The organism is Mycobacterium sp. SMC-11 (genome assembly GCF_046250095.1).
GTDB lineage: Bacteria > Actinomycetota > Actinomycetes > Mycobacteriales > Mycobacteriaceae > Mycobacterium > Mycobacterium heraklionense_A.
Genome location: NZ_CP176430.1, coordinates 2,891,186 through 2,911,283 on the forward strand (window position 1 = coordinate 2,891,186; position 20,098 = coordinate 2,911,283).

Annotated in this window: 18 protein-coding genes; 6 read left to right on the top strand and 12 right to left on the bottom strand. The window is 67.4% G+C overall.

Features of this window, described 5'->3' with window-relative positions:
- Window positions 1-5: 5 nt before the first annotated feature.
- The 3 genes from thyX to ACKY0X_RS13625 are packed head-to-tail and all read right to left on the bottom strand — an operon-like array spanning window position 6 to window position 2,513.
- Window positions 6-770, bottom strand: coding sequence for an FAD-dependent thymidylate synthase (gene thyX, locus ACKY0X_RS13615; protein ID WP_409426456.1), 765 nt, complete (start codon window positions 768-770; stop codon window positions 6-8).
- A 31-nt stretch (window positions 771-801) separates the two neighbouring features.
- The gene (locus ACKY0X_RS13620; protein WP_409426457.1) at window positions 802-1,851 is read right to left on the bottom strand and encodes a polyprenyl synthetase family protein; all 1,050 of its coding nucleotides are present in this window, start codon (window positions 1,849-1,851) and stop codon (window positions 802-804) included.
- Window positions 1,848-2,513, bottom strand: a complete 666-nt coding sequence (locus ACKY0X_RS13625; RefSeq protein ID WP_409426458.1) for a hypothetical protein — start codon at window positions 2,511-2,513, stop codon at window positions 1,848-1,850. Before ACKY0X_RS13625 ends, ACKY0X_RS13620 begins: the two co-directional genes overlap by 4 nt.
- A 132-nt stretch (window positions 2,514-2,645) precedes the next feature.
- Between ACKY0X_RS13625 and ACKY0X_RS13630 the strand changes: the two genes are divergently transcribed.
- From ACKY0X_RS13630 to ACKY0X_RS13645, 4 genes are read left to right on the top strand one after another with little or no spacing between them, the layout of a single operon-like run.
- Window positions 2,646-4,028: a hypothetical protein gene (locus ACKY0X_RS13630; RefSeq protein WP_409426459.1), complete on the top strand. Its 1,383-nt coding sequence runs from the start codon at window positions 2,646-2,648 to the stop codon at window positions 4,026-4,028.
- Window positions 4,025-4,534 (top strand): hypothetical protein, encoded by a 510-nt coding sequence (locus ACKY0X_RS13635; protein WP_409426460.1) that lies wholly within the window; start codon window positions 4,025-4,027, stop codon window positions 4,532-4,534. Before ACKY0X_RS13630 ends, ACKY0X_RS13635 begins: the two co-directional genes overlap by 4 nt.
- 2 nt (window positions 4,535-4,536) lie before the next feature.
- On the top strand, window positions 4,537-7,713 hold the full coding sequence (locus ACKY0X_RS13640) for an ATP-binding protein (protein ID WP_409426461.1): 3,177 nt from the start codon (window positions 4,537-4,539) through the stop codon (window positions 7,711-7,713).
- Window positions 7,710-9,788 carry an FAD-dependent oxidoreductase gene (locus tag ACKY0X_RS13645; protein ID WP_409426462.1) on the top strand — a complete coding sequence of 693 codons (2,079 nt, stop codon included), beginning with the start codon at window positions 7,710-7,712 and terminating at the stop codon, window positions 9,786-9,788. The genes ACKY0X_RS13640 and ACKY0X_RS13645 overlap by 4 nt, the downstream gene beginning before the upstream one ends.
- 3 nt (window positions 9,789-9,791) lie before the next feature.
- Here ACKY0X_RS13645 and ACKY0X_RS13650 read toward each other — a convergent pair whose 3' ends face one another.
- Entirely contained in the window at window positions 9,792-10,490 is a 699-nt protein-coding gene (locus tag ACKY0X_RS13650; RefSeq protein WP_409426463.1) for a sensor domain-containing protein, read from the bottom strand.
- 227 nt (window positions 10,491-10,717) lie between these two features.
- Here ACKY0X_RS13650 and ACKY0X_RS13655 point away from each other — a divergent pair, with 227 nt between their 5' ends.
- A complete protein-coding gene (locus tag ACKY0X_RS13655) occupies window positions 10,718-11,443 on the top strand; it encodes a DoxX family protein (protein WP_409426464.1) in 726 nt (241 codons plus the stop codon).
- 4 nt (window positions 11,444-11,447) lie between these two features.
- Here ACKY0X_RS13655 and ACKY0X_RS13660 read toward each other — a convergent pair whose 3' ends face one another.
- Genes ACKY0X_RS13660 through ACKY0X_RS13670 form a run of 3 tightly spaced genes read right to left on the bottom strand, consistent with a single transcriptional unit; the run spans window position 11,448 to window position 13,944 of the window.
- Complete coding sequence (locus ACKY0X_RS13660; protein ID WP_409426465.1) at window positions 11,448-12,665, bottom strand: winged helix-turn-helix domain-containing protein; 1,218 nt, start codon at window positions 12,663-12,665, stop codon at window positions 11,448-11,450.
- A complete protein-coding gene (locus tag ACKY0X_RS13665; protein WP_409426466.1) occupies window positions 12,653-13,147 on the bottom strand; it encodes a dihydrofolate reductase in 495 nt (164 codons plus the stop codon). Before ACKY0X_RS13665 ends, ACKY0X_RS13660 begins: the two co-directional genes overlap by 13 nt.
- Window positions 13,144-13,944 carry a thymidylate synthase gene (locus tag ACKY0X_RS13670; RefSeq protein ID WP_409426467.1) on the bottom strand — a complete coding sequence of 267 codons (801 nt, stop codon included), beginning with the start codon at window positions 13,942-13,944 and terminating at the stop codon, window positions 13,144-13,146. Before ACKY0X_RS13670 ends, ACKY0X_RS13665 begins: the two co-directional genes overlap by 4 nt.
- Before the next feature lie 153 nt (window positions 13,945-14,097).
- On the opposite strand from ACKY0X_RS13670, the gene ACKY0X_RS13675 reads away from it, so the two are divergent.
- The gene (locus ACKY0X_RS13675; RefSeq protein WP_409426468.1) at window positions 14,098-14,841 is read left to right on the top strand and encodes a dienelactone hydrolase family protein; all 744 of its coding nucleotides are present in this window, start codon (window positions 14,098-14,100) and stop codon (window positions 14,839-14,841) included.
- Here ACKY0X_RS13675 and ACKY0X_RS13680 read toward each other — a convergent pair.
- The 5 genes from ACKY0X_RS13680 to ACKY0X_RS13700 are packed head-to-tail and all read right to left on the bottom strand — an operon-like array spanning window position 14,838 to window position 20,068.
- The gene (locus ACKY0X_RS13680) at window positions 14,838-16,208 is read right to left on the bottom strand and encodes an MFS transporter (protein ID WP_409426469.1); all 1,371 of its coding nucleotides are present in this window, start codon (window positions 16,206-16,208) and stop codon (window positions 14,838-14,840) included. The two genes, ACKY0X_RS13675 and ACKY0X_RS13680, sit on opposite strands and share 4 nt — an antisense overlap.
- A 1-nt stretch (window position 16,209) precedes the next feature.
- A complete protein-coding gene (locus tag ACKY0X_RS13685; protein ID WP_409429630.1) occupies window positions 16,210-17,217 on the bottom strand; it encodes a phosphotransferase family protein in 1,008 nt (335 codons plus the stop codon).
- A gap of 13 nt (window positions 17,218-17,230) precedes the next feature.
- Window positions 17,231-18,016 (bottom strand): SDR family oxidoreductase, encoded by a 786-nt coding sequence (locus ACKY0X_RS13690; protein ID WP_409426470.1) that lies wholly within the window; start codon window positions 18,014-18,016, stop codon window positions 17,231-17,233.
- Window positions 18,013-19,233, bottom strand: coding sequence for an acyl-CoA dehydrogenase family protein (locus ACKY0X_RS13695; protein ID WP_409426471.1), 1,221 nt, complete (start codon window positions 19,231-19,233; stop codon window positions 18,013-18,015). The genes ACKY0X_RS13690 and ACKY0X_RS13695 overlap by 4 nt, the downstream gene beginning before the upstream one ends.
- A gap of 13 nt (window positions 19,234-19,246) precedes the next feature.
- On the bottom strand, window positions 19,247-20,068 hold the full coding sequence (locus ACKY0X_RS13700; RefSeq protein WP_409426472.1) for an SDR family oxidoreductase: 822 nt from the start codon (window positions 20,066-20,068) through the stop codon (window positions 19,247-19,249).
- Window positions 20,069-20,098 lie beyond the last annotated feature (30 nt).

Below are 20,098 nucleotides of genomic sequence, written 5' to 3' on the forward strand. Positions count from 1 at the left end.
GTTGCTCAGACCTCGGTGGCGAGCGGACTGGTCGCGACTTCGGTGCCGTCGGCCAGCGTGCTGATCTGGAAGTCCCCGAACGCCGCCGGAGCCACGTCGGCGAGCTGCCGCAGGCACTCGACGGCCAGCCGGCGAATCTCGACATCGGCGTGCTCGCTGGCCCGCATCGCGATGAAGTGCCGCCATGCCCGGTAATTGCCCGTCACCACGATGCGCGTCTCGGTGGCGTTGGGCAGCACGGCACGGGCGGCCTGCCGGGCCTGCTTGCGCCGCAGCGCCCCCACGGTCCCGCCGGCCTGGCCCGCCCCGAATTTGGCCTCCAGCCGGGCCAGCAGCTCGACGTAGGCGGCGCGGCTGGCGTCCGCGGCGTCGGCCAGGATCTGCTGCAGTTCCGGGTCGTCCTCCATGCCGGGCGGCACTACGACCCGCGAGTCCGGTTCGGGCACGTAGCGCTGGGACAGCTGGGAGAACGAGAAGTGCCGGTGCCGGATGAGCTCGTGGGTGGCCGACCGGGAGATGCCGGTGATGTAGAAGGTCACCGAGGCGTGCTCGAGCACCGAGAAGTGCCCGACGTCGATGATGTGCTTCAGGTAGGTGGCGTTGGTCGCGGTTCGCGGGTTGGGTTTGGACCAGCTCTGATAGCAGGCCCGGCCGGCGAACTCGACCAGTGCCGGCCCGCCGTCGGCGTCGGTGCTCCACGGTACGTCCGGCGGCGGACTGAACTCGGTCTTGGCAATCAGTTGCACGCGCAGCGGCGCCGTCTCGGCCACGGCACTCACCTTAAGGCGTGCCCGGCCGGTCTCAGCGCCACCGCGCCCACACGTAGGGCACCAGCGACCGCAGGAACTCCAGATCCGGGCCGGGGCGGGCGTCGGCGAAGGCCCGCTCGAAGTACTCCTGGGCCGCCAGCAGAATGCCCTCGGCGTACTGGCGGGTGAACGCGATGCTGCCGTAGTCGTCCATCAGACTGCGCACCTGCTGCACCAGCGCCGCCGAGCGCTGTGATCGACTGCGGAGCAGGTAGTCCGCCAGCAGGTCTCGGTCGGGCCTCCGCGCCACGGACAACAGGTGAACCAGCGGCAGCGTCCGCTTGCCTTCGTAGAGATCGCCCAGGATCTCCTTGCCGTAGATCCGTTCGTCGCCGATCAGGTTCAGCAGGTCATCGCGGATCTGAAACGCGGCGCCGAAATGAAAACCGAATCGCACCAGCGGCCCCAGCTCGGCGGTACCCCGCGATCCCACCATCGCCCCCACCCGCAGCGGATGGATGGTGGTGTACCAGCAGGTCTTGTGCAGGATCAGGTTCAGGTAGTCCTCTGGTCGCAGGTCGTCGATGTTGTCGGCCTGCCAGCCCACTTCGATCGCCTGCCCCTCCAGGGTCCGTAGCGCCATGGTGTCGAATTCGGCCCACACCAATTCGGCCAGATCACGGTCCAGCTGCCGGGTCGCCCGCCGCAGTACCTGGCCGGCGACCAACGCCAACGCATCGCCGGCGTTGATCGCCGTCGCCATGCCGTACATGGCACCCAAAGTCGGTCTCCCCCGGCGCATTTCACTGCCATCGGCGATGTCGTCGTGTACCAGGAAGGCGTTGTGCAGCAACTCGATCGCCACGGCTATACCCAGTAACGCGTCGGTGTCCGCGCCGAAGGCCCGGCCGGCCGACAGGCACAGTGCGGGCCGCAGCGCCTTACCCGGCCGCTGGGGGTACGCCCGCAGCGGTGCATACAGCCACTTGGCGGGCTCACCGTCGGGCAGCGCGTCGAGCATCGAGCGGCGGACGATCCTGGCGACCTCGCTCAAGCGCTCATCGACCGCGACCACCGATTCGCGGTCGGCGATATCAGTCACGGTTCCTGCGCCGCGACGACGAGCACCACGGGCAGCCACAGCTCGGGATAGCCGACCGCCAGGAGGGTGCCGCGATAGGTGCCCGGGCAGACCTGGGGTCCGACGTCGACGGTGATCTGCACGCCACGGCTGGACCGGCGCGGCATCGGCACCGCGGCGGGCTCGACCCGCACGGCGTCAGCCTCGATCACCTGGCCGCCATGACCGAGCAGCTCGCTGCAGCGCAGCCGGACCTGCGCGCGGTCGGTGCTCTCCCGGTTGTGCAACCACACCTCGCCGGTAGCCGAGCCGGAGCCGGTGACACACAGCGCCAAGGCGTCCTTGGACGCCGGATTGTTGACGTCCAGCGCCACCGGCCCGTCCTCGCCGGTCGGCGGCGCCGGCAGCGACCGAAGCAGGAACTGCCCGGCCGTCGACCACCAGGCCCGCGTCAGCTGTTCCCATTCCGGCAGCCCGGTTGGATCGGCGCCGCTGCCGCCGTTGCCAGAGCTGCGATCCGGCGAGATCTCGGCCGCTTGGGCGAATCGATCGATGATTCGGCGAGCCGCCCGGAAGCCTTCGGCCTGGATGGCACTGAGGGCACGCGCATTCGCCGCGGGATCAAAAATTGACGCCCACGGTAAATCGTCGATAGTGCCGTCGCCGAACGTTTTGTCAGCCACCGATTCCCTCCTTAAGGAAATCAGCCTTACTCTGCCAAAAAATACGCTTTGCCAAGCTTGCCGATAAACGACCCGAACGCCGTATACTACCTGCTTATTCGGGAGATCGGAGGCCCAATGGTGGCGACCGATATGGCAACTGCGTCTCAATCTCTGTTGGCGCTTTACGGCGCTCTCGATCAAGCGGTCACCAACACCGGAGACCCGGAAATCGAAGCCACCGTCGAGCGTTATCTTCCGGGCAGCACCGGGGTGAATGCCGGGTGGTATGAAGAATTGCTCGGTTTCCTGGCCAGTCTGGATCACCGAGAGGTGGACGCTCCCGCGGTTCCCGATCTGGGCCAGGCGTTGACCACCCTGCAAACCGGAAATGGATCTGCGACAGAAGCACAGTCACAGCCGCTGACCGCGGTGCAGTTGTCCCGCTTGGTTTTCGCGATCGGGGCCCTGAGCCACCTGCCGCAGTACTACCCACCCGACCGGTGGGATGACCAATTCGCTGCGACCTTGACCAGCGTTGGCGCCTCGCACGGTAGTGATCTGCTCAGCCTGCTACGACGCGCCTTCCACGATCGCTCCGACTGGCCGGACGTCATGCACATCGCTGTCAGTGCGGGCTTGATCCGCACCGATGTCGCCGCGGTGCCGCTGTGCCAAGCCAAACCCAAGATCGTCCGCGGCCGACTGTGCGTCGTGTACAACACCGAATTCACCAGCACCGCAGTGTCACTCGACGAATTGAAGAACGTCGTCGACCCACTCAACTGGCATCGCTGCCTGCCGTTCTTCTGCTACATGCAGGGCTGGCCTGCCCGCCCGGATGGTTGGAGCCGGGTACTTGAACATTGCAGCACCACCTGCCCGATCGCCGGGACACCGCAGTTGGTGACGCCGCTGAAGTACTGGAAGAGCGCCGGCGTCGAGGGCCAGCCATCGGAGCCGACCGCGTGCGTCGATTTCGCACTCGACGACGATCCGGCAACCGGTGAGCACGGCGACGGCCGGATGCTGATCGATGAGGGCTTCATCAGGATGACCGCAACCGCCGGCGATCCGGCCCGCCCCGGCGTGCGGGTGCGCACCAGAAAGGTCGCCGGGTTCCGGGACCTCGGTTGGGTTCCGGCGGCGATCTTCGGCTGCGTGATGGGATACGGCGATCAGGGCGTGGAGCTGCTGCTCGGAGGTGTGGCCAAGCGTGCCCAGGCCGGCGGAAAGGGCTGGACGGACTGGGAGCCGTCGGCGCCGGAAAAGATCGCCGGCGTCGCGGCGGCCCGGACTTCGCCCGGAACGAGTGACGACACCGCCCAGCGCGCCGTGAAGCTGGCCGTCGAGATGGCCAACCAGTGCATCGACGACATGTCCGGCAGGAGCGCGGCCCTGGCCGCCAAGTGGGCTACCGGTGCGATGCCCCTCGAAGAATCGCTAACCTTCGCCACCGATCTGGCGGCCCGGCTTGCCTGCGATCCCTGGCGCTATCTGGATCGCCTGCGCGCCGACCTAGGAGGCGGACGATGACCGATGCCGCCGGCTGGATCACCCAGTACGCCACTACCTCACAGCGCCTCGTGAACGAGACGGGTGAGCTCATGCAGCAGGTCGACCACCAGATCCGCAACGGCACGTACGGTTCCGAAGACGTCGCCAAGACGGCCAACCAGCTTCTCAATCTGGCGATAACCACAAGCCTTGAGTGGACCCAGGCGGTGTTCTCGTTCTGGAGCCCGCCGACAACCGACGCAGTGGAACTGTCCGAGTTCATCGAAGTCGAACCCGACAGCGACTGCGAGCGGGTGCTGTCGGTCACCAAACCCTTCCGTCGGCTCGGCGCTGAATCCGATGTGATCGGCGCGCAGTCACTGGTATTCGTGCCGGGGATCCTGCGTGTCCACGCGGCCCGTTTCCGGGTCGGTGTCAAAGGGCAGAACTATTACAGCGGCACGTATCGGGGCAGCGTCCGGCTCACCAGTGTGCGGGACGGGGTTTCGCGGCGCCACGAGATGGACGTCACCGTCGACCTGTGACCATGTCCGAGCCCCCGAACACGATCGACGAATTGCTTGATCACGCAGTGCAAGCAATCAACACCGGCGACCGCATGACCGCCAGTGCGCTGGCCGAGCAGGTGCTCACCATCGACGGGGACAACCAAGACGCCGAAGACCTGCTCGCCTCACCGGCGGTAGGCGGCGACGTACTTCGGCGGATGACAATACTTTTCGCCGACGTCGTGGACTCGACCGCGCTGTCCACCCGGATTGAGCCGGAAACCTACCGCACGGTGATCGGTCGCTATCGCCAGCAGGTCAACGCTGTTGTCGACCGCTACGAGGGCCACGTGTCCTCCACCAAGGGCGACGGGCTGCTCGCGGTGTTCGGACATCCCAAAGCGCACGAGAACGACGTACGACGCGCGGTCCAGGCCGGCCTGGACATCACCCGGGACGTGGCTGCGCTCAGCGAGCGCGTGCGATCACGGTTCGGCTTCGATATCTCGGTACGGGTGGGCGTGCACCGAGGTCTGGTCTATCTCGACGTCGCCCAAGACGACGTGTACGGGCTGGGCGCCAATCTGGCGGCCCGGGTCGCCGGATTGGCTTCGCCGGGTTGCGTCGTGGTGTCCGCGGCGATCGCACCGCTGGTGACCGGGCACTTCAAGCTCGATGCTCAGGCAGCCCAACCGGTCAAAGGCATCGACGAACCGGTCGAACATTATCGCGTTATCGAGGAGCGCATCGGCCGGACGCGGCCCCCGCTATGGCCTCTGGTCGGCCGCGGCCTCGAGCTGGCACACCTGCAGGATGCCTGGAATCAGGCCCAACACGGCACGCTGACTACTCCCGGTGTCTGCTTCAGTGGTGAGGCCGGTATGGGCAAGAGCCGGTTGGCTACCGCCGCAGGGGATCTGGCCGAGCAGGCCGGCAGACCGGCCCTCGCACTGATCGGATCCCCCTTTCAGGCCGATGCGGGTCTCTACCCGATCCGCGCTTTGCTGGAGCAGCGGTGCGGGATCGAGCGGACGACCGCCCCTGCCGCCCGGATGCGGCTACTCGAAGACGAGTTGCGGGCGCTGGGTTTTGAGGCGGCTGCCGCCGTCCCGCTATTGGCGCCGGTGTTGGGCATCGCGGCCGAGCACGGTTACCAACCAGTGCAGGCCGAGGGCACCAAGCTCTACCAGCAGATCATTGAGGCCATCGTTGGGTACCTGCAGGCCTGTGCCGGTTCCGGTCCGGCCGTGGTGCTGGCCGAAGACCTGCAGTGGTTCGATGCGTCGACACTCGACGTCATCGCGGCACTACTCGGGGCCAACACCGGCAGACTGCTCGTGGTGCTCACCGCGCGCGACACGCGCCCGCTTCGCGACATAGCGGGGCGCCTCGAGGTGTTCGACCTCGCACCGTTGACCCCGCAAGAGACCGACCAGCTGATCGCCGCGTTGGATCCGGCTTTGTCCGGTGACGAGCGGGCCGAGGTGCAGCGCCGCTGCGACGGTGTGCCCCTTTACATCGAGGAGGTGGTCGCCAAATTCCACGAGCAGCCCACCGATGCGGCCGGGTGGGCGCGGGCACCCGACGCGCTCTACGAGCCGCTGTTCTCACGGCTTCGGGCCAGCGACACCACCATTCAGGTCGTCGAAGCCGCCGCCACCATCGGCCGCGAATTTGACCGGGCCATCCTGGGCAGTGTCGTCGAGATGACCGAGACCGGCCTCGACGAAGCCATCCAGGCCCTGGCGGCCGCGCGGGTCTTTCTCCCGGCGGCCAAGGACCGCTGGCGCTTTCGTCACGAGTTGCTCCGTGAAGTCGCCTACGAGCTGCCACCGCCCAGCGTGCGCCGCGCCCTGCACGGCCGGGCCGCCGACGCGATCGTCGCCACGTCGGACAACCCCGACTGGCACCTGGTGGCGCTGCACTACGAACACGCGCAACGCTTCGACGCAGCTGCCGACGCCCACCGACGGGCAGCATCCGATGCCCGGCTTCGAGGCGCCATCAACGAGGCCCGCGCCAACCTGACCCGCGCCATCATCCAGATCGAACGGGCGACACCCGCCCCGGTCCGTGACGGATGCGAGACCAACCTTCGCCTGGAGCGCGCGTTTCTCACCACGGCGGTGAACGGACCCCTGTATCCCGAGGTCTCCGCAGATCTCGAACGTTGCCTGCAGCTTGCCAACACCAGCCTGCGCGAGGAGGACCGTTCGGCGACCCTGGCCACCCTCTGGGCCTACTACCTGACGCGAGGCGACCTCCGCCGATGCCTGCAACTCGCCAAGTCGAGCCGATTGGCCGGACAGAGCTGGTTTCGGTCCGCGTACGGCACCGCCGCATTGTTCGGCGGAGACTTCAACAACGCACGCTCGGCCCTGGAACTGGTCGCGGGCGTGCTCGCCGCTACCAAGATCGACTACGAATCGGTGTATTACATTCCCTGCGACCCGATCACCTCGGTGCACACTCATCTGGCGCTGACCCGCTTCGTCCAGGGTGATCTCGCGGGCGCCGAAGACCAATTGGCTGCGACGGTGCGTCGGGTGGCCCGTCTCGGTTTCCCGCAGGGCCCTTTCAGCCTTGGCTACCAACGGTTTTACCAGATCTGGATGGCCATCGAGACCGGGCAACTGGACCTCGCCACCGACATCGCCGACGAATCCGCGGTGCAGGTAGAACGCCATGGCTTCGAGTACGCGGCGATGTTGGTTGCCATCCAGCGGGCCACCATCCGCGCCATGTCGGCGCTATCTGCCTGCGGAGGCCACCAGGGGGCGTTGCAACCTCACATCGACGCGATGTCAAGGATCGTCGACAAATTCGGCGAAACCGAGTGGAACATCTTCGCCAGCTTCTACCACGCGGTCCTGGCACGGCTGCTGATCGCCGCGGGCCGGATGCAACCGGCGCGCGAACGCCTCGCCGCGGCGCTGCAGGCGGCCGACGACACCGGCGTGAACTTCTACCGCGCAGAACTGTTTCGGTTACGGGCGCAGACTCTCGACGATACCGACGCGCGCGAGGCGGACCTGCGCGAGGCGACCTCGACGGCGCGTGCGCAGGGCGCGACGATCTTCGAATTGCGTGCCGCGGTGGATAACGTCGAACTGCACGGCGAAACCGCAACGGGAACGCTGCAAGACGCGATCAACCGGTTTCCGGCAGACAGCGCCTGGCCGGAGCTCAGCCGGGCGCGGGCGCTGCTCAGGTGAGCCGAACCGCAGGCGGCGTCGCCATCCTGGGCGGCGGCATGGCCGGATTGAGCGCCGCGTGGCGGCTCAGTGAACCCGGTTGGCGTGACCGCTTCGACTCCATCACCGTCTACCAGCGCGGCTGGCGACTCGGCGGCAAGGCCGCGTCCAGCCGAGGCCCGCACGGACGTGTGGAGGAGCACGGACTGCATGTTTGGCTGGGCTGCTACCACAACGCCTTCCGGCTGCTTCGCGAGTGCTACACCGAACTCGACCGGGCCACAACCGATCCGATGGCGCCGCTGGCCACCTGGGATCAGGCGTTGATTCCGGCGGACAACGTCGGGGTCGCCGATAAGTTCGGCGACGACTGGCTGACCTGGCTGGCCACCTTCACCGCCAATGACGGGCTGCCCGGGGAACCGGGCAGTACCGGGCGCGAGATGACGGTGATCGAGTTCACCCGCCGGGCAGTGCAACTGGTGTGTGACTTCGCCCAGTCCCAGCGCGGCACCGCATCGGTCGGATTTACGTTGTCCACCTTGCCCGATCCGCCACGGAACGCAAGATTGAGCGAGACGATCGTTGACGCGGCCCTCGCTGTCGTGGCCGTACTGGCCGAACCTCGGGCGGCGCATCTCACGGTTCCCCAGCTGATCGACGATGCCCTGCTGGCGGTGCGAGCGGCACTCGACTACGACCATCGGCCCGACCACAGGCGTTACTGGCTCCTGCTGTCGATGATGACCGCCGTGATCCGCGGCGTCCTGGCCGACAATCTGGTCACCGATCCGCGGGGTTTCCGGTCGATCAACGACGAAGACTTCATCGCCTGGCTGCTGCGGCACGGGGCACATCCCGACGTCGGGGATTTCGCACTGGTCCGAGGCCTGTACGACCTTGTCTTCGGCTATGCGGACGCGGACCCGCAGCGGCCGGCGTTCGGGGCGGGTCTCGCCGTCCTCATGACCGGTTCGGCACTCTTCAGTCACCAAGGCGCGATCTTCTGGAAGATGACCGCCGGGATGGGCGATGTCGTCATAGCGCCGCTGTATCAGGCGTTACGGCAACGCGGTGTCGAGTTCGAGTTCTTCCACCGCCTCGATGCGCTGCACCTCGATGACCGGCGGCACGCGGTCGATGCGATCACGCTTGCCCGACAGGTGCGCCTCACAGACGACCGCACCCACTATGAGCCGCTGACCACGGTGCGCGGACTGCCGGTTTTTCCCGGCAGCCCGCTGACCGCCCAAATGTCCGCACCCGATCAGATCCCAAGCGGCGGTTGGCATGCGCTGGAAACGCACTGGTCTGACCACACCGACGTCGAGACCCGGGTGCTGCGCCGCGGTGCCGACTTCGAACACGTCATCCTGGCCGTATCCCTGGGCATGCTGCCGGAGGTGGCCGCAGAGCTGATCCAAGACCGGCCGGAGTGGCGGCGAATGACCACCCAGGTGTGTACCGTCGCCACCCAGGCCTTCCAGATCTGGTTGCGCCCGGATGAACCGGCGCTGGGCTGGCACGATCCAGGCGTGACGCTCAGTGCCTACGTCCCCCCATTCGAGACGTGGGCCTCCATGCCACAGACGCTGTGGGCCGAGGACTGGCCCGAACACGACCGCCCCGGCACAGTGGCCTACTTCTGCGGCACCCTGGACGCGGCATGGCCGACCGACGAGTCCGGCCCCGGTTATCTGCACCGCCATCAGCAGCGGGTCCGGCGGCAGGCCGTCGACCACCTCGACCATCACCTGTATCGGTTCTTTCCCAACGCCGTCAGCGAAGCGGGGTTCGACTGGCACCTGCTCAGTGGAGTCAACGGCGAACGCGGCGGTGCGGCGCTGAGCACCCAACACGTCAGCGTCAACGTCGATCCCTCCGACCGGTACGTGCAGTCCATTCCCGGCACCGACCGTTACCGACTGCGCGCCGACGAAAGCGGTTACGACAACCTGGTCTTGGCCGGCGATTGGATCGATTCAGGAATCAACGCCGGGTGTATCGAGGCGGCCGTCATGTCAGGGCTGCAGGCCGCGAACGCCGTGGCGGGGCGCCACCGATTCCATCGCATCGGCGGCTGGTATCTGCCCTGACTGTCAGCCGTTCGGCACTTTCGCGGCGATCTGCCCAGCGATGACCACCGCGGTGTCCTTGGGATCCGCACTGCAGGTGTTGACGTCGATCACGACGTTGTTGGCCACCGTCAGCGCCCGCCCGCAGGCCCAGCTCACGTCGTTGCCCGCGTTGTCTTGGGTCGCGACGGTACTCAGCATGCCGTCGGCGTTGACAATCGGACCGGCGGTCCAGATGGTGCCGCTTTGCAGATGGCTGTACTCGTGGCAGGCCGGCCATTGCCGGGCGGCCGCGGCGAAGAACGCCGCGGCCTGCTTGGCCGAGGGGAAGGCGACGACCGCCTGTTCGGCGAAATGCTCGAAATCGTCGCCCTCGCTGAGCGCTTGCTCCCGCACGCCGGAGTAGCCGCTGCCGGCGTATACCGGCTCCTGAGCCGCGCCGTCGATGGCCAGGCATTCTTGAGGTTGCATGGTGGCGCTGTCGTCCGACAAGGCGGTGTGGGTGCGGGTGACGGCCATATCGGTCGCCTCCATGATCGCGTTGACCTGCTCGGGGGTGAGTAACAGAGCGCGCAGGCCATCCTCGGCGATGGGCACGGCCGTCATGGTGGTGGTGGGCACCGTCGATGTGGGGTTCGGCAGGACCTTCAGCTCGTGACTCCCACAACCGGCAGCCAGCGCAGCGCCCGCGACAACAAGCGCCCATGCAGCAGAAACCCGCATACGATCACCCCGACATCCCCGACCCGGATCGGTACGCCAGTCATCAACGCTGCCGATCAGCTCCCGGTCGCCACCCTAGCGCCGTCCCGGAAGCTTCGCCGGTGGCGGCCGTCCGCCGGCTCTCGACGTTTACGTCGTAAGCCCCGACGGGTATCCCGCGTCAAGGCCGCTGCGCAGGAGGCACGCGAGCGGGCCGACTAGTGATCCCACCGGCGATAGGGGGCCCAGTGTTGCTACGGAAGATCGCACGTCCACTGCTCGCGGCGGCGTTTATCGGTCAAGGCGTGGAGGCGTTGCGCCGACCGCAGCAAGCCGGGCAGGCGGCCCGTCCGGCGTTCGACGGACTCAAGCAGCTGCCCGGCGAGATCGCGGCCAAGGTGCCGTCCGACGTCGAAACGTTCGCCAAGGCCAACGCGCTGGCGCAGATCGGCGGTGGCGTCTTGCTGGCAACCGGCAAGCTGCCACGCCTTGCGGCCGCGGTACTGGCGTGCACGGTCATCCCAGGCAGCGCCGGGGCGCACATGTTCTGGACAGAGCCCGACCCGCAACGCAGGGCTGAACAACGCAAAGCGTTTTTGACCGACGTCAGCCTGGTCGGTGGATTGATGATCGCGGCCGCCGATACCGAGGGAAGACCTTCACTGGGCTGGCGGGCCCGTCGTGCCTACCGTCGTGCTGCCGACGCGTTGCCCACCGCGTCCGGTGATGCCGCGCTGGAGACGGTCGGCGAAAAGGTCAGCGCGGGCTTGCAGGCCAGCGTGGAGCACGGCCGCGAACTCGCCGAGCTGGTGAGTGAAAAGGCCGGACCGTTACTGGAGTCGGCCGGCGAACGGGGAGCTCAGCTCGCGGAAGTCGCCGCCGACCGCGGAACCGAACTGGCGCAGGCGGCCCGCGAGGGCGCGACCACACTCGCGGACAGCGCCCGCCGCCGTATTCGTCAACACCACTGGTAGGCCATCACGCGGGGCCGGAGAGCACCCGTCGGCGCAGCTCGGCCACCAGATCCCCGCGCTGCCCCACCCTGACCTGACTCAGTCCGAGCCAGGACGCCATCGACCACAGTTCGGTGGCCAGTGCGCGGGCCACCCGTTCGCGCGCCTGTCCCTCTTCGGCGAACGCCCCGACGACATGCAGCACGTCGGCCTGCCGGTCGGCCTTGAGGTCCACCCGGGCGACCAGCTCCCCGTCCAGCAGGAACGGCCACACGTAGTAGCCGTACTGGCGTTTGGGCGCTGGGGTATAGATCTCGATGCGATAAAAGAAGTCGAACAACCGTTGCACCCGCGGCCGGAAAAAGATCAGTGGATCGAACGGGCACAGCAGTGCGGTGCCGCGATCGGTTCGCGGAATCGACTGCCCCGCACGCAGATAGGCCGGGGCGTCCCAGCCGTCGACGGCCACCGGTTCCAATTCGCCGGCTGCCACCAAGTTCGCGATCGCCGGTTTGACCTGGGCGGCCGACAGCCGGAAGTAGTCACGCAGGTCGGCCTCGGTAGCAATGCCCACGGCGCCGGCGGCCCGGCGGACCAGCTCGCGGATCGCGGCGTCGTCGTCGACCTCGACAGCCAGCACCTGCGGTGGCAGTACGTTCTCCACCAGGTCGTAATGCCGGGCGAACCCGACCCGGGTGGCGGTGGTCAGCACCCCCGAGGCGAACAACGCCTCGGCCACCCACTTGGTGTCGCTGCGGTTCCACCAGGTTCCCTTGCCGCGCTTGGGCCCGGCGGCCAGATACGACTCGATCTGCCCGGCGGTGGCCGGCCCGAGCTCGGCGACGGCGGCGGCGATGTCGTCGGCCAGCCGGGGATTGGGTGCAACGTTGCCCCACCGACCGTGGGAATACTGCCGCATCCGCCAGCGCAACAGCGGCCAGTCCTCGACGGCCATCAGCGCCGCCTCGTGCGCCCAGTACTCGACCAACAACCGCGGCGAGCGGGCGCTGTGGCTCCACGCGGCTCGATCCAGCACGGTCCGGTCATAAGGCCCGAGCCGGCTGAACACCGGCGCATAGTGGGCGCGTACCGCCACCGACACCGAATCGAGCTGCAGTACTTGGATGCGGGAGATCAGCCGTTTCAGGTGTGCCCTGGTGACCGCGGCAGAGGGTTTGGAATCCGTGAATCCCTGTGCGGCAACGGCGATCCTGCGCGCCTGCGCGACGGTCAGGACTGGCACGAAGTCCGGTGGTAAGTCAGATAGCGGTAGCGCAGACCGGTTCGGCTGGTCAGCCAATCCCCCGTGCTGGCCTGCCAGGACTGGTCAAGCGCCGGCGCCACGGCGTCACCGGCCTGCACCGGCAGGTCGATATCGACCTCGGTCACTTCGCAGCGGCTGGCCAGCGGCAGCGTCAGCGCGTAGATCTCCGCGCCGCCGACCACCCAGATGTCGTCGCCCTCCAGCGCCTGATCCAGGGTCGGCACAACGATGGCGCCGTCGGCGACATACTCCGAGTCCCGGGTGAGCACGACATTGCGCCGGTCCGGCAGCGGCCGGACTCTGGCGGGCAGCGATTCCCAGGTCAGCCTTCCCATCACCACGGTGTGGCCGATGGTGAGCTGCTTGTAGCGGGCCTGATCTTCGGGCACCCGCCAGGGAATACCGCCGGCGCGCCCGATCACCCCGGACTTCGACTGAGCCCAGATCAGACTGATCGTCATACCGCCACAGGCGCCTTGATCGCCGGGTGCGGATCGTAGCCCCGGATCTCGACGTCCTCGTAGGTGTAGTCGAAGATCGAGTCACGCGGCGCCAGGACCAATTGCGGATACGGACGCGGATCACGACTCAGTTGTTCGGTGACCTGATCGACGTGATTGTCGTAGATGTGGCAGTCGCCGCCAGTCCAGATGAAATCCCCGACGCCCAACCCGGCCTGCGCGGCCATCATGTGGGTCAGCAGCGCATAGCTGGCGATGTTGAACGGCACGCCGAGGAACAGATCGGCGCTGCGCTGATAGAGCTGACAGGACAGCTTGCCGTCGGCGACGTAGAACTGGAACAGCGCGTGACAGGGGGCCAGCGCCATCTCGCCGATCTCGCCGACGTTCCATGCCGAAACGATGATCCGGCGCGAATCCGGGTCGGTTCGCAGCAGGTGCAGCGCAGCAGAGATCTGGTCTACGTGCTCGCCCGCCGGCGTCGGCCAGGACCGCCACTGCACTCCGTAGACAGGACCGAGATCTCCTGTCTCAGAGGCCCATTCATCCCAAATCGTGACACCGTGTTCGTTGAGCCAAGCGATGTTGGAGTCACCGCGCAGAAACCACAGCAATTCGTAGATCACCGACTTGAGGTGCACCTTCTTGGTGGTGATCAGTGGGAATCCGGCGGCCAGGTCAAAGCGCAACTGATGGCCGAACAGGCTGCGGGTGCCGGTGCCGGTGCGGTCCGCCTTCGGGGTTCCCTCTGCCAGAACCAGCCGCAACAGGTCCTCGTAGGGCGTGGGAATCGGCACGCCGCCCAGCTTAGCGACGATCGCAAGCGCGGCGAAGCCACGCGCCGCGGGTCGCCGCAATCAACACAGCGACGATCGCAAGCGCGGCGAAGCCACGCGCCGCGGGTCGCCGCAATCAACACAGCCGCGATCGGTCGGAGTACAACGGAAGCCATGCCCACGATCGCCGACACCATCACCACGCCCGACGGGGACTGCCCCGTTCGCCTGTTCACTCCGGAGGGCTCCGGGCCCTGGCCCGGCGTGGTCATGTATCCCGACGCCGGCGGAGTTCGGGCGACCTTCGACGAGATGGCCGCTGAACTGGCCGGCTACGGCTACGCCGTGCTGCTTCCCGATGTCTACTACCGGCACGCAGGCTGGGCACCGTTCGACATGGCGACCGTGTTCGCCGACGCCAAGGAGCGCGGCCGGCTGTTCTCGATGATCGGCGACGTGACCCCGGACCGGATGACCACCGACGCGCAGGCGTTCTTCGACTATCTGGCCGGCCGGCCCGAAGTCCGCGGAGAGAAGTTCGGCGTGTGCGGGTACTGCATGGGTGGACGTACCTCGGTGATCGTCGCCGGACGCGTGCCCGGCCGGGTGGCAGCGGCGGCGTCATTCCACGGCGGCGGTCTGGTCACCGACTCCGCGGACAGCCCCCACCTACTGGCCAATCAGATGACGGCCACCGTCTATGTGGCCGGCGCCGAGAACGACGCGTCGTTCACGAAGGCGCATGCCGCAACCCTGGGCGAGGCGCTCAGCGCCGCGGGCGTCACACACACCGTCGAGTTCTATCCGGCCGCACACGGCTTCGCGGTGCCCGACAACGCGCCCTATGACGCCGACGCCGCGGCCCGGCACTGGGCGGCGATGCGCGACGTGTTCGGCGGCGCACTCCCAGCCGGTTAGACGTCCACGAGCTCGGCGTCGCGGGTCTCCTGCATCGCCAGCAGCGCCATGAAGGAGCACGCGGCCGCAATGGACAGATAGCCGCCCACCCAGGCCACGCCGTAGCTGGTGGCCAGCCAGGTGGTGATGAACGGCGCCACCGCCGCCCCCAGAATGCTCGCCGCGTTGTAGGCGACGCCCGAGCCGGTGTAGCGGACATTGGTCGGGAACAACTCGGGCAGCACCGCACTCATCGGCCCGAACGCCAGGCCCATCAGCGTCATCCCGATGATCAGGAAAGCCAGCGTCACGCCGACGGAGGTGGTTGGCTTCAGAAATACGCCGAAGGTGGTTCCGTACACCATGATTCCGGCGGTGAAGAACAGCAGCAGCGGGCGTCGGCCGAAATGGTCGGCCAGTCTGCCGACGATCGGTAGCACCGCGACGAAGAACAGCACGGCGATCAGCTGCAGGCCGAGGAACTCGGCGTAGCCATAACCCAGCCCGACGCCCTCGGGGGGACGCTTCGCCGTGCCGTAACTCAGGCTCCAGGTCGTCACGGTGTAGAAGAGCGTGTAGGGCACCACCATCACCAGCGTGCCGATGACCAGCCGGCGCCAGCTGCCCCGCAGCAGCGCTGCGATCGGAGCGTTCACCGGTGCACCGGTGGCCTTCGCCTGCGCGAACACCGGGGTTTCGGACAGGCGCAGCCGGACATACAGGCCGACGGCCACCATGACGGCACTCAGCAGGAACGGAATGCGCCAGCCCCAGGTGAGAAACGGCCCGGTCCCGTCCGCACCGGCGGTGGACTGTCCCAACCACGTGAACAGGACCAGGAAGATCGTGGTGGCCAGTAGATAACCCAGGGGCGCACCCAGTTGCGGCCAGATTCCCGCCGTCGCCCGGCGGCCCGGTTTGGCGGTTTCGGTAGCCAGCAGCGCAGCACCGCTCCATTCGCCGCCGAGCGCCAAACCCTGGCAGAACCGCAGGGCGGCCAACAGCACGGGGGCGAGCAGGCCGATGTGGTGGTAGGTGGGCAGCACGCCGATCAGGAACGTGGCGACTCCCATGAGTAGCAAGGAGGCGACCAGGGTGGATTTGCGGCCCAGCCGATCACCGAAGTGACCGAACAGGATCGACCCCACCGGCCTGGCCACGAACGCCAAGCCGAACGTCGCCAACGAAGCCAACAGCGCCGCAGTGGGGTTGCCCGTCGGGAAGAACAGGTGCGGGAACACGGTGACCGCGGCGGCCGCATAGACGTAGAAGTCGTAGAACTCGATCGTGGTGCCGACCATCGCCGCCACCGCGATCCTCCGGCGCGGGACACCGTCGACGAGGTCGGCCCCGCCGACGGCAGCGCCGGCGCGATACGACGTGCTCATCTCAGATCCCCGCCTCGCCAGCGACCTCACGCGCCTTGTCCACCAAGGCGTCGATCCACGCGGTGATCGGAGTGCCGGCAGCGGCCTTGTTCGCCGGGTTGTCCAGCACCCGCCGCACGATGCCCTCGGCGATGATCGCGACCTTCCACAGCCCGAGCGCATGCCAGTACTGCAGCGACGCCGCGTCGCGCCCGGTCTCTTCCAGATACACCCGGGCCAGCTCCGCCCGGTCCGGGAAACCGTCCAAGGTGCTGATGACGAACTCCCCGGCGATGTGCTCTTCGCCGACCTGCGGCCAATACGCCAGCAGGCTGCCCATGTCGGCCAGCGGGTCGCCAAGCGTGGACAACTCCCAGTCCAGCACCGCGATCACCGCGCCGCTCTCCGGTGAGGTGATCACATTGCGCAGGTGGAAGTCCCCGTGCACCAGGGTCAGCTCCTGCTGCGGCGGCACGGCGGCGGCCAGACGCCGAGTCAGGTCATCGAGTGCCGGCAGCTCGCGCGTCTTGGACTTCTCCCACTGTCCGGCCCAGCGTTTGAGCTGACGTTGGGCGTACGGCTTGTGGCTGGCCAGATCACCCAGGCCGACCGAGGTGATGTCGACAGCATGAATCTTGGCCAGGGTCTTGGGCATCGACAGCCCGATCTGTCGGCGCCGCTCGGGAGAGAGCGCCTGTGCCACCGACATCCGGTCGGCGACCACGCCGTCGACGAACTCCATCAGCAACAACGGGACGCCATGCGCGTCGCGGGTCAGCCCGTACACCTTCGGGGTGGGGACGTCGGTGTCGCCCAGCGCCGCGAGGATCCGCGCTTCCCGGGCCACATCGTGGGCCGAGGCCAGCAATGTTCCCAACGGCGGCCGGCGCAGGACCCAGCTATGACCGGCGGTGTCGGACACCCGGTAGGTCAGGTTGGACTGTCCGATCCCGATCCGCTCAAAGTTCAGCGCCCCCTGCACCGGCAGGCCCAGTTCGGTAATCCACGCGGTCGCGGCCGCCGGGTCGATGCCCAGTGGCTCCTCAGCCACCGAGACCTCCCCGGAATCCCGTTGCGTCGCCGAGGATCTGGCCGCCGTCCATGACCAGGGTCTGCCCGGTGATCCAGCTCGCCGCATCGGACGCCAGGAACAACACCGCGTCGGCCACGTCGACCGGCTCGCCGATCCGGCCCAGCGGTATGCCGGTCGACAATCCCTGCTCGTGTTCCTTCCACAGCACCTCGGCCAGCTTGGTGCGCACCACGCCCGGGCAGATGGCGTTGACCCGGATCCCCGGGGACAGTTCCAGCGCAAGCTGTTTGGTGACATGGATCAGCGCCGCCTTGGTGGCGTTGTACAGGCCCATCATCGGCGCGAAACTCATCCCGCCGATGGACGCCGTGTTCACCACTACCCCGCTGTGCCCATCTCGTTCCCCCAGCCCGGCCTTTACCGCGCGGGACGTCCACAGCAGCGGCCCCCACAGGTTGATATCGAAGATCTTGGCGAACCGGGCGTGGTCCTGGTCGATCAGGGGCCCGAACGCCGGATTGGTGCCGGCGTTGTTGACGAGGATGTCGATGCTGCCGAACCGTTCCAGGGTGGCGTCGATGCAGCGCTGTGCGGCGTCGTCGTCGGCGACGTGCGCGGCGACGCCCAGCGCATTGCCATTGACCTGGGCCGCCGCCGCGTCGGCACTCTCCTGATCGCGTGAGGTCAGGACCACATTGGCGCCCGCCTCAGCCAGCCGTTGCCCGATCGCCAGCCCGATCCCCCGCGACCCGCCGGTGATGATCGCGGTGCGCCCGGTGAAATCCTGTGTCGTCATCGGGCGTCCTCGCGGTACTTACGCAGTTCCTGGCGGGCGATGGCACGCTTGTGCACCTCGTCGGGTCCGTCGGCGAGCCGCAGGGTGCGCAGGTGGGCCCAGAAGCCGGCCAGCGGGAAGTCTTCGGTGACTCCGCCGGCGCCGTGCACCTGGATGGCCCGGTCGACGATCGTGAGCGCGATGTTGGGCGCTGCGACCTTGATCGCTGCGATCTCGACCTGCGCCGCCTTGTTGCCGACGGTGTCCATCAGGTACGCGGTCTTGAGCGTCAGCAACCGGATCATCTCGATGTCGATGCGCGCCTCAGCGATCCAGTCGCGGATGTTGGCGTTGTCCGAGACCGGCCGGCCGAAGGCGACCCGGGACTGGGCCCGCTTGCACAGCAGCTCCAGGGCCCGCTCGGCCATGCCGATGGCCCGCATGCAGTGATGGATCCGGCCGGGGCCGAGCCGGGCCTGGGCGATCGCGAACCCCTCACCCTCGCCCTTGAGCACGTCCTTGGCGGGCACGCGGACGTCTTTGAAGTCGATCTCGGCGTGGCCCTCGCGGTCCTGGTAGCCGAAGACCGGCAGCCCGCGCATCACGGTGACACCCGGGGCGTCGATGGGGACCACCATCATCGACTGCTGGCGGTGGGTAGCGGTGTTGGGGTCGGTCTTGCCCATCACGATCATCACCGTGCAGTTCTGATGCAAGGCGTTGGAGGCGAACCACTTGCGGCCGTTGAGTACATAGCCGTCGCCGTCGCGCACCATCGAGAGCTGGACGTTGGTGGCGTCCGAGCTGGCCACCTGCGGCTCGGTCATCGCGAAGGCCGACCGGATGGTGCCCTCCAGCAGCGGCTTGAGGTATTTCTCCTTGTGTTCGTCGCTGCCGAACAGCGTGAACACCTCCATGTTGCCGGTGTCGGGGGCGTTGCAGTTGGTCGCTTCCGGGGCCAGATGCGGGCTGCGGCCCATGATCTCGGCCAGCGGCGCGTATTCGAGGTTGGTCAGGCCGGGCCCCCATTCCGGATGGGGATGAAACAGGTTCCACAGGCCGCGTTTACGCGCCTCTGCCTTGAGCTCCTCGATGATCGGGGGCTGAAAGTGCGGGTTGCCGGATTCGACCATCTGCGTCTCGTAGACCGCCTCGGCCGGGTAGACGCACTCGTCCATGAACGCCAGCAGATCGGTCTGGTATTTCTTTGCGCGATCGGATATTTCAAACAGGGACATACAGGCTCCTCACCTAGGAAACTTCAGAGTCGAGCAGGCCGCGCTGATAGCGGCGCATGCCGCGCAACCAGCGGTCGTAATCGCCTGCCTTGTGCCGGTACATCTCCAGCACCGCCGGGTGCGGCAGGATCAGGAAACGTTCGTCGTCGATGGCGGCCAGCACCTCCGCGGCGACGTCGGCGGGTTCCAGCACCTCACCGGCGGTGGTGACCGCGCGGGTGGCCAGATCGCCCAGCGGATCGCCGGATTGTTCACCGGCATAGAGCAACTTGGTGTTGACGCCCATCGGGCACAGGCAGCTGACCCGTACACCCTGATCGCCGTAGGTGATGTTGAGCCATTCGGCGAATCCGACGGCCGCGTGCTTGGTCACCGAGTAGGTGGCGGCGCCGAGTTGAGTGAGCAGTCCGGCGGCGGATGCGGTGGAGACGAAATATCCTTCGCCGCGGCGCACCCAGTCGGGGATCAGCAGCTGCGCGGCGCGGATGTGCGAGCGCAGATTGACGTCGATGGCCTGGTCCCAGTCGGCTTCGCTGGGCAAGCCGGGGGCGCCGGTGATCCCGGCGTTGGCGAAGTAGAAGTCGACCGGGCCGTAGCGCTCCTGAGCCAACGCGATCAGTTCCCGGATGGTCTCGGTGTCCGAAACATCGCCGCCGCGACCGACCGCGGCGCCGGGATGCGCGGTGTTGATCTGATCGGCTACCGCCGCCGCGGCGTCCGCGTCGAGGTCGGCCACCACCACTTTGGCTCCCGCCTCGACCAGCGCCGCGGCCAGTGCTCCACCGATGCCGCCACCGCCACCGGTGACGATCGCGACCCGCTCGGCAACCTTCATAAGCAACGTCCCCGTTCTTCAGTGCGCAGT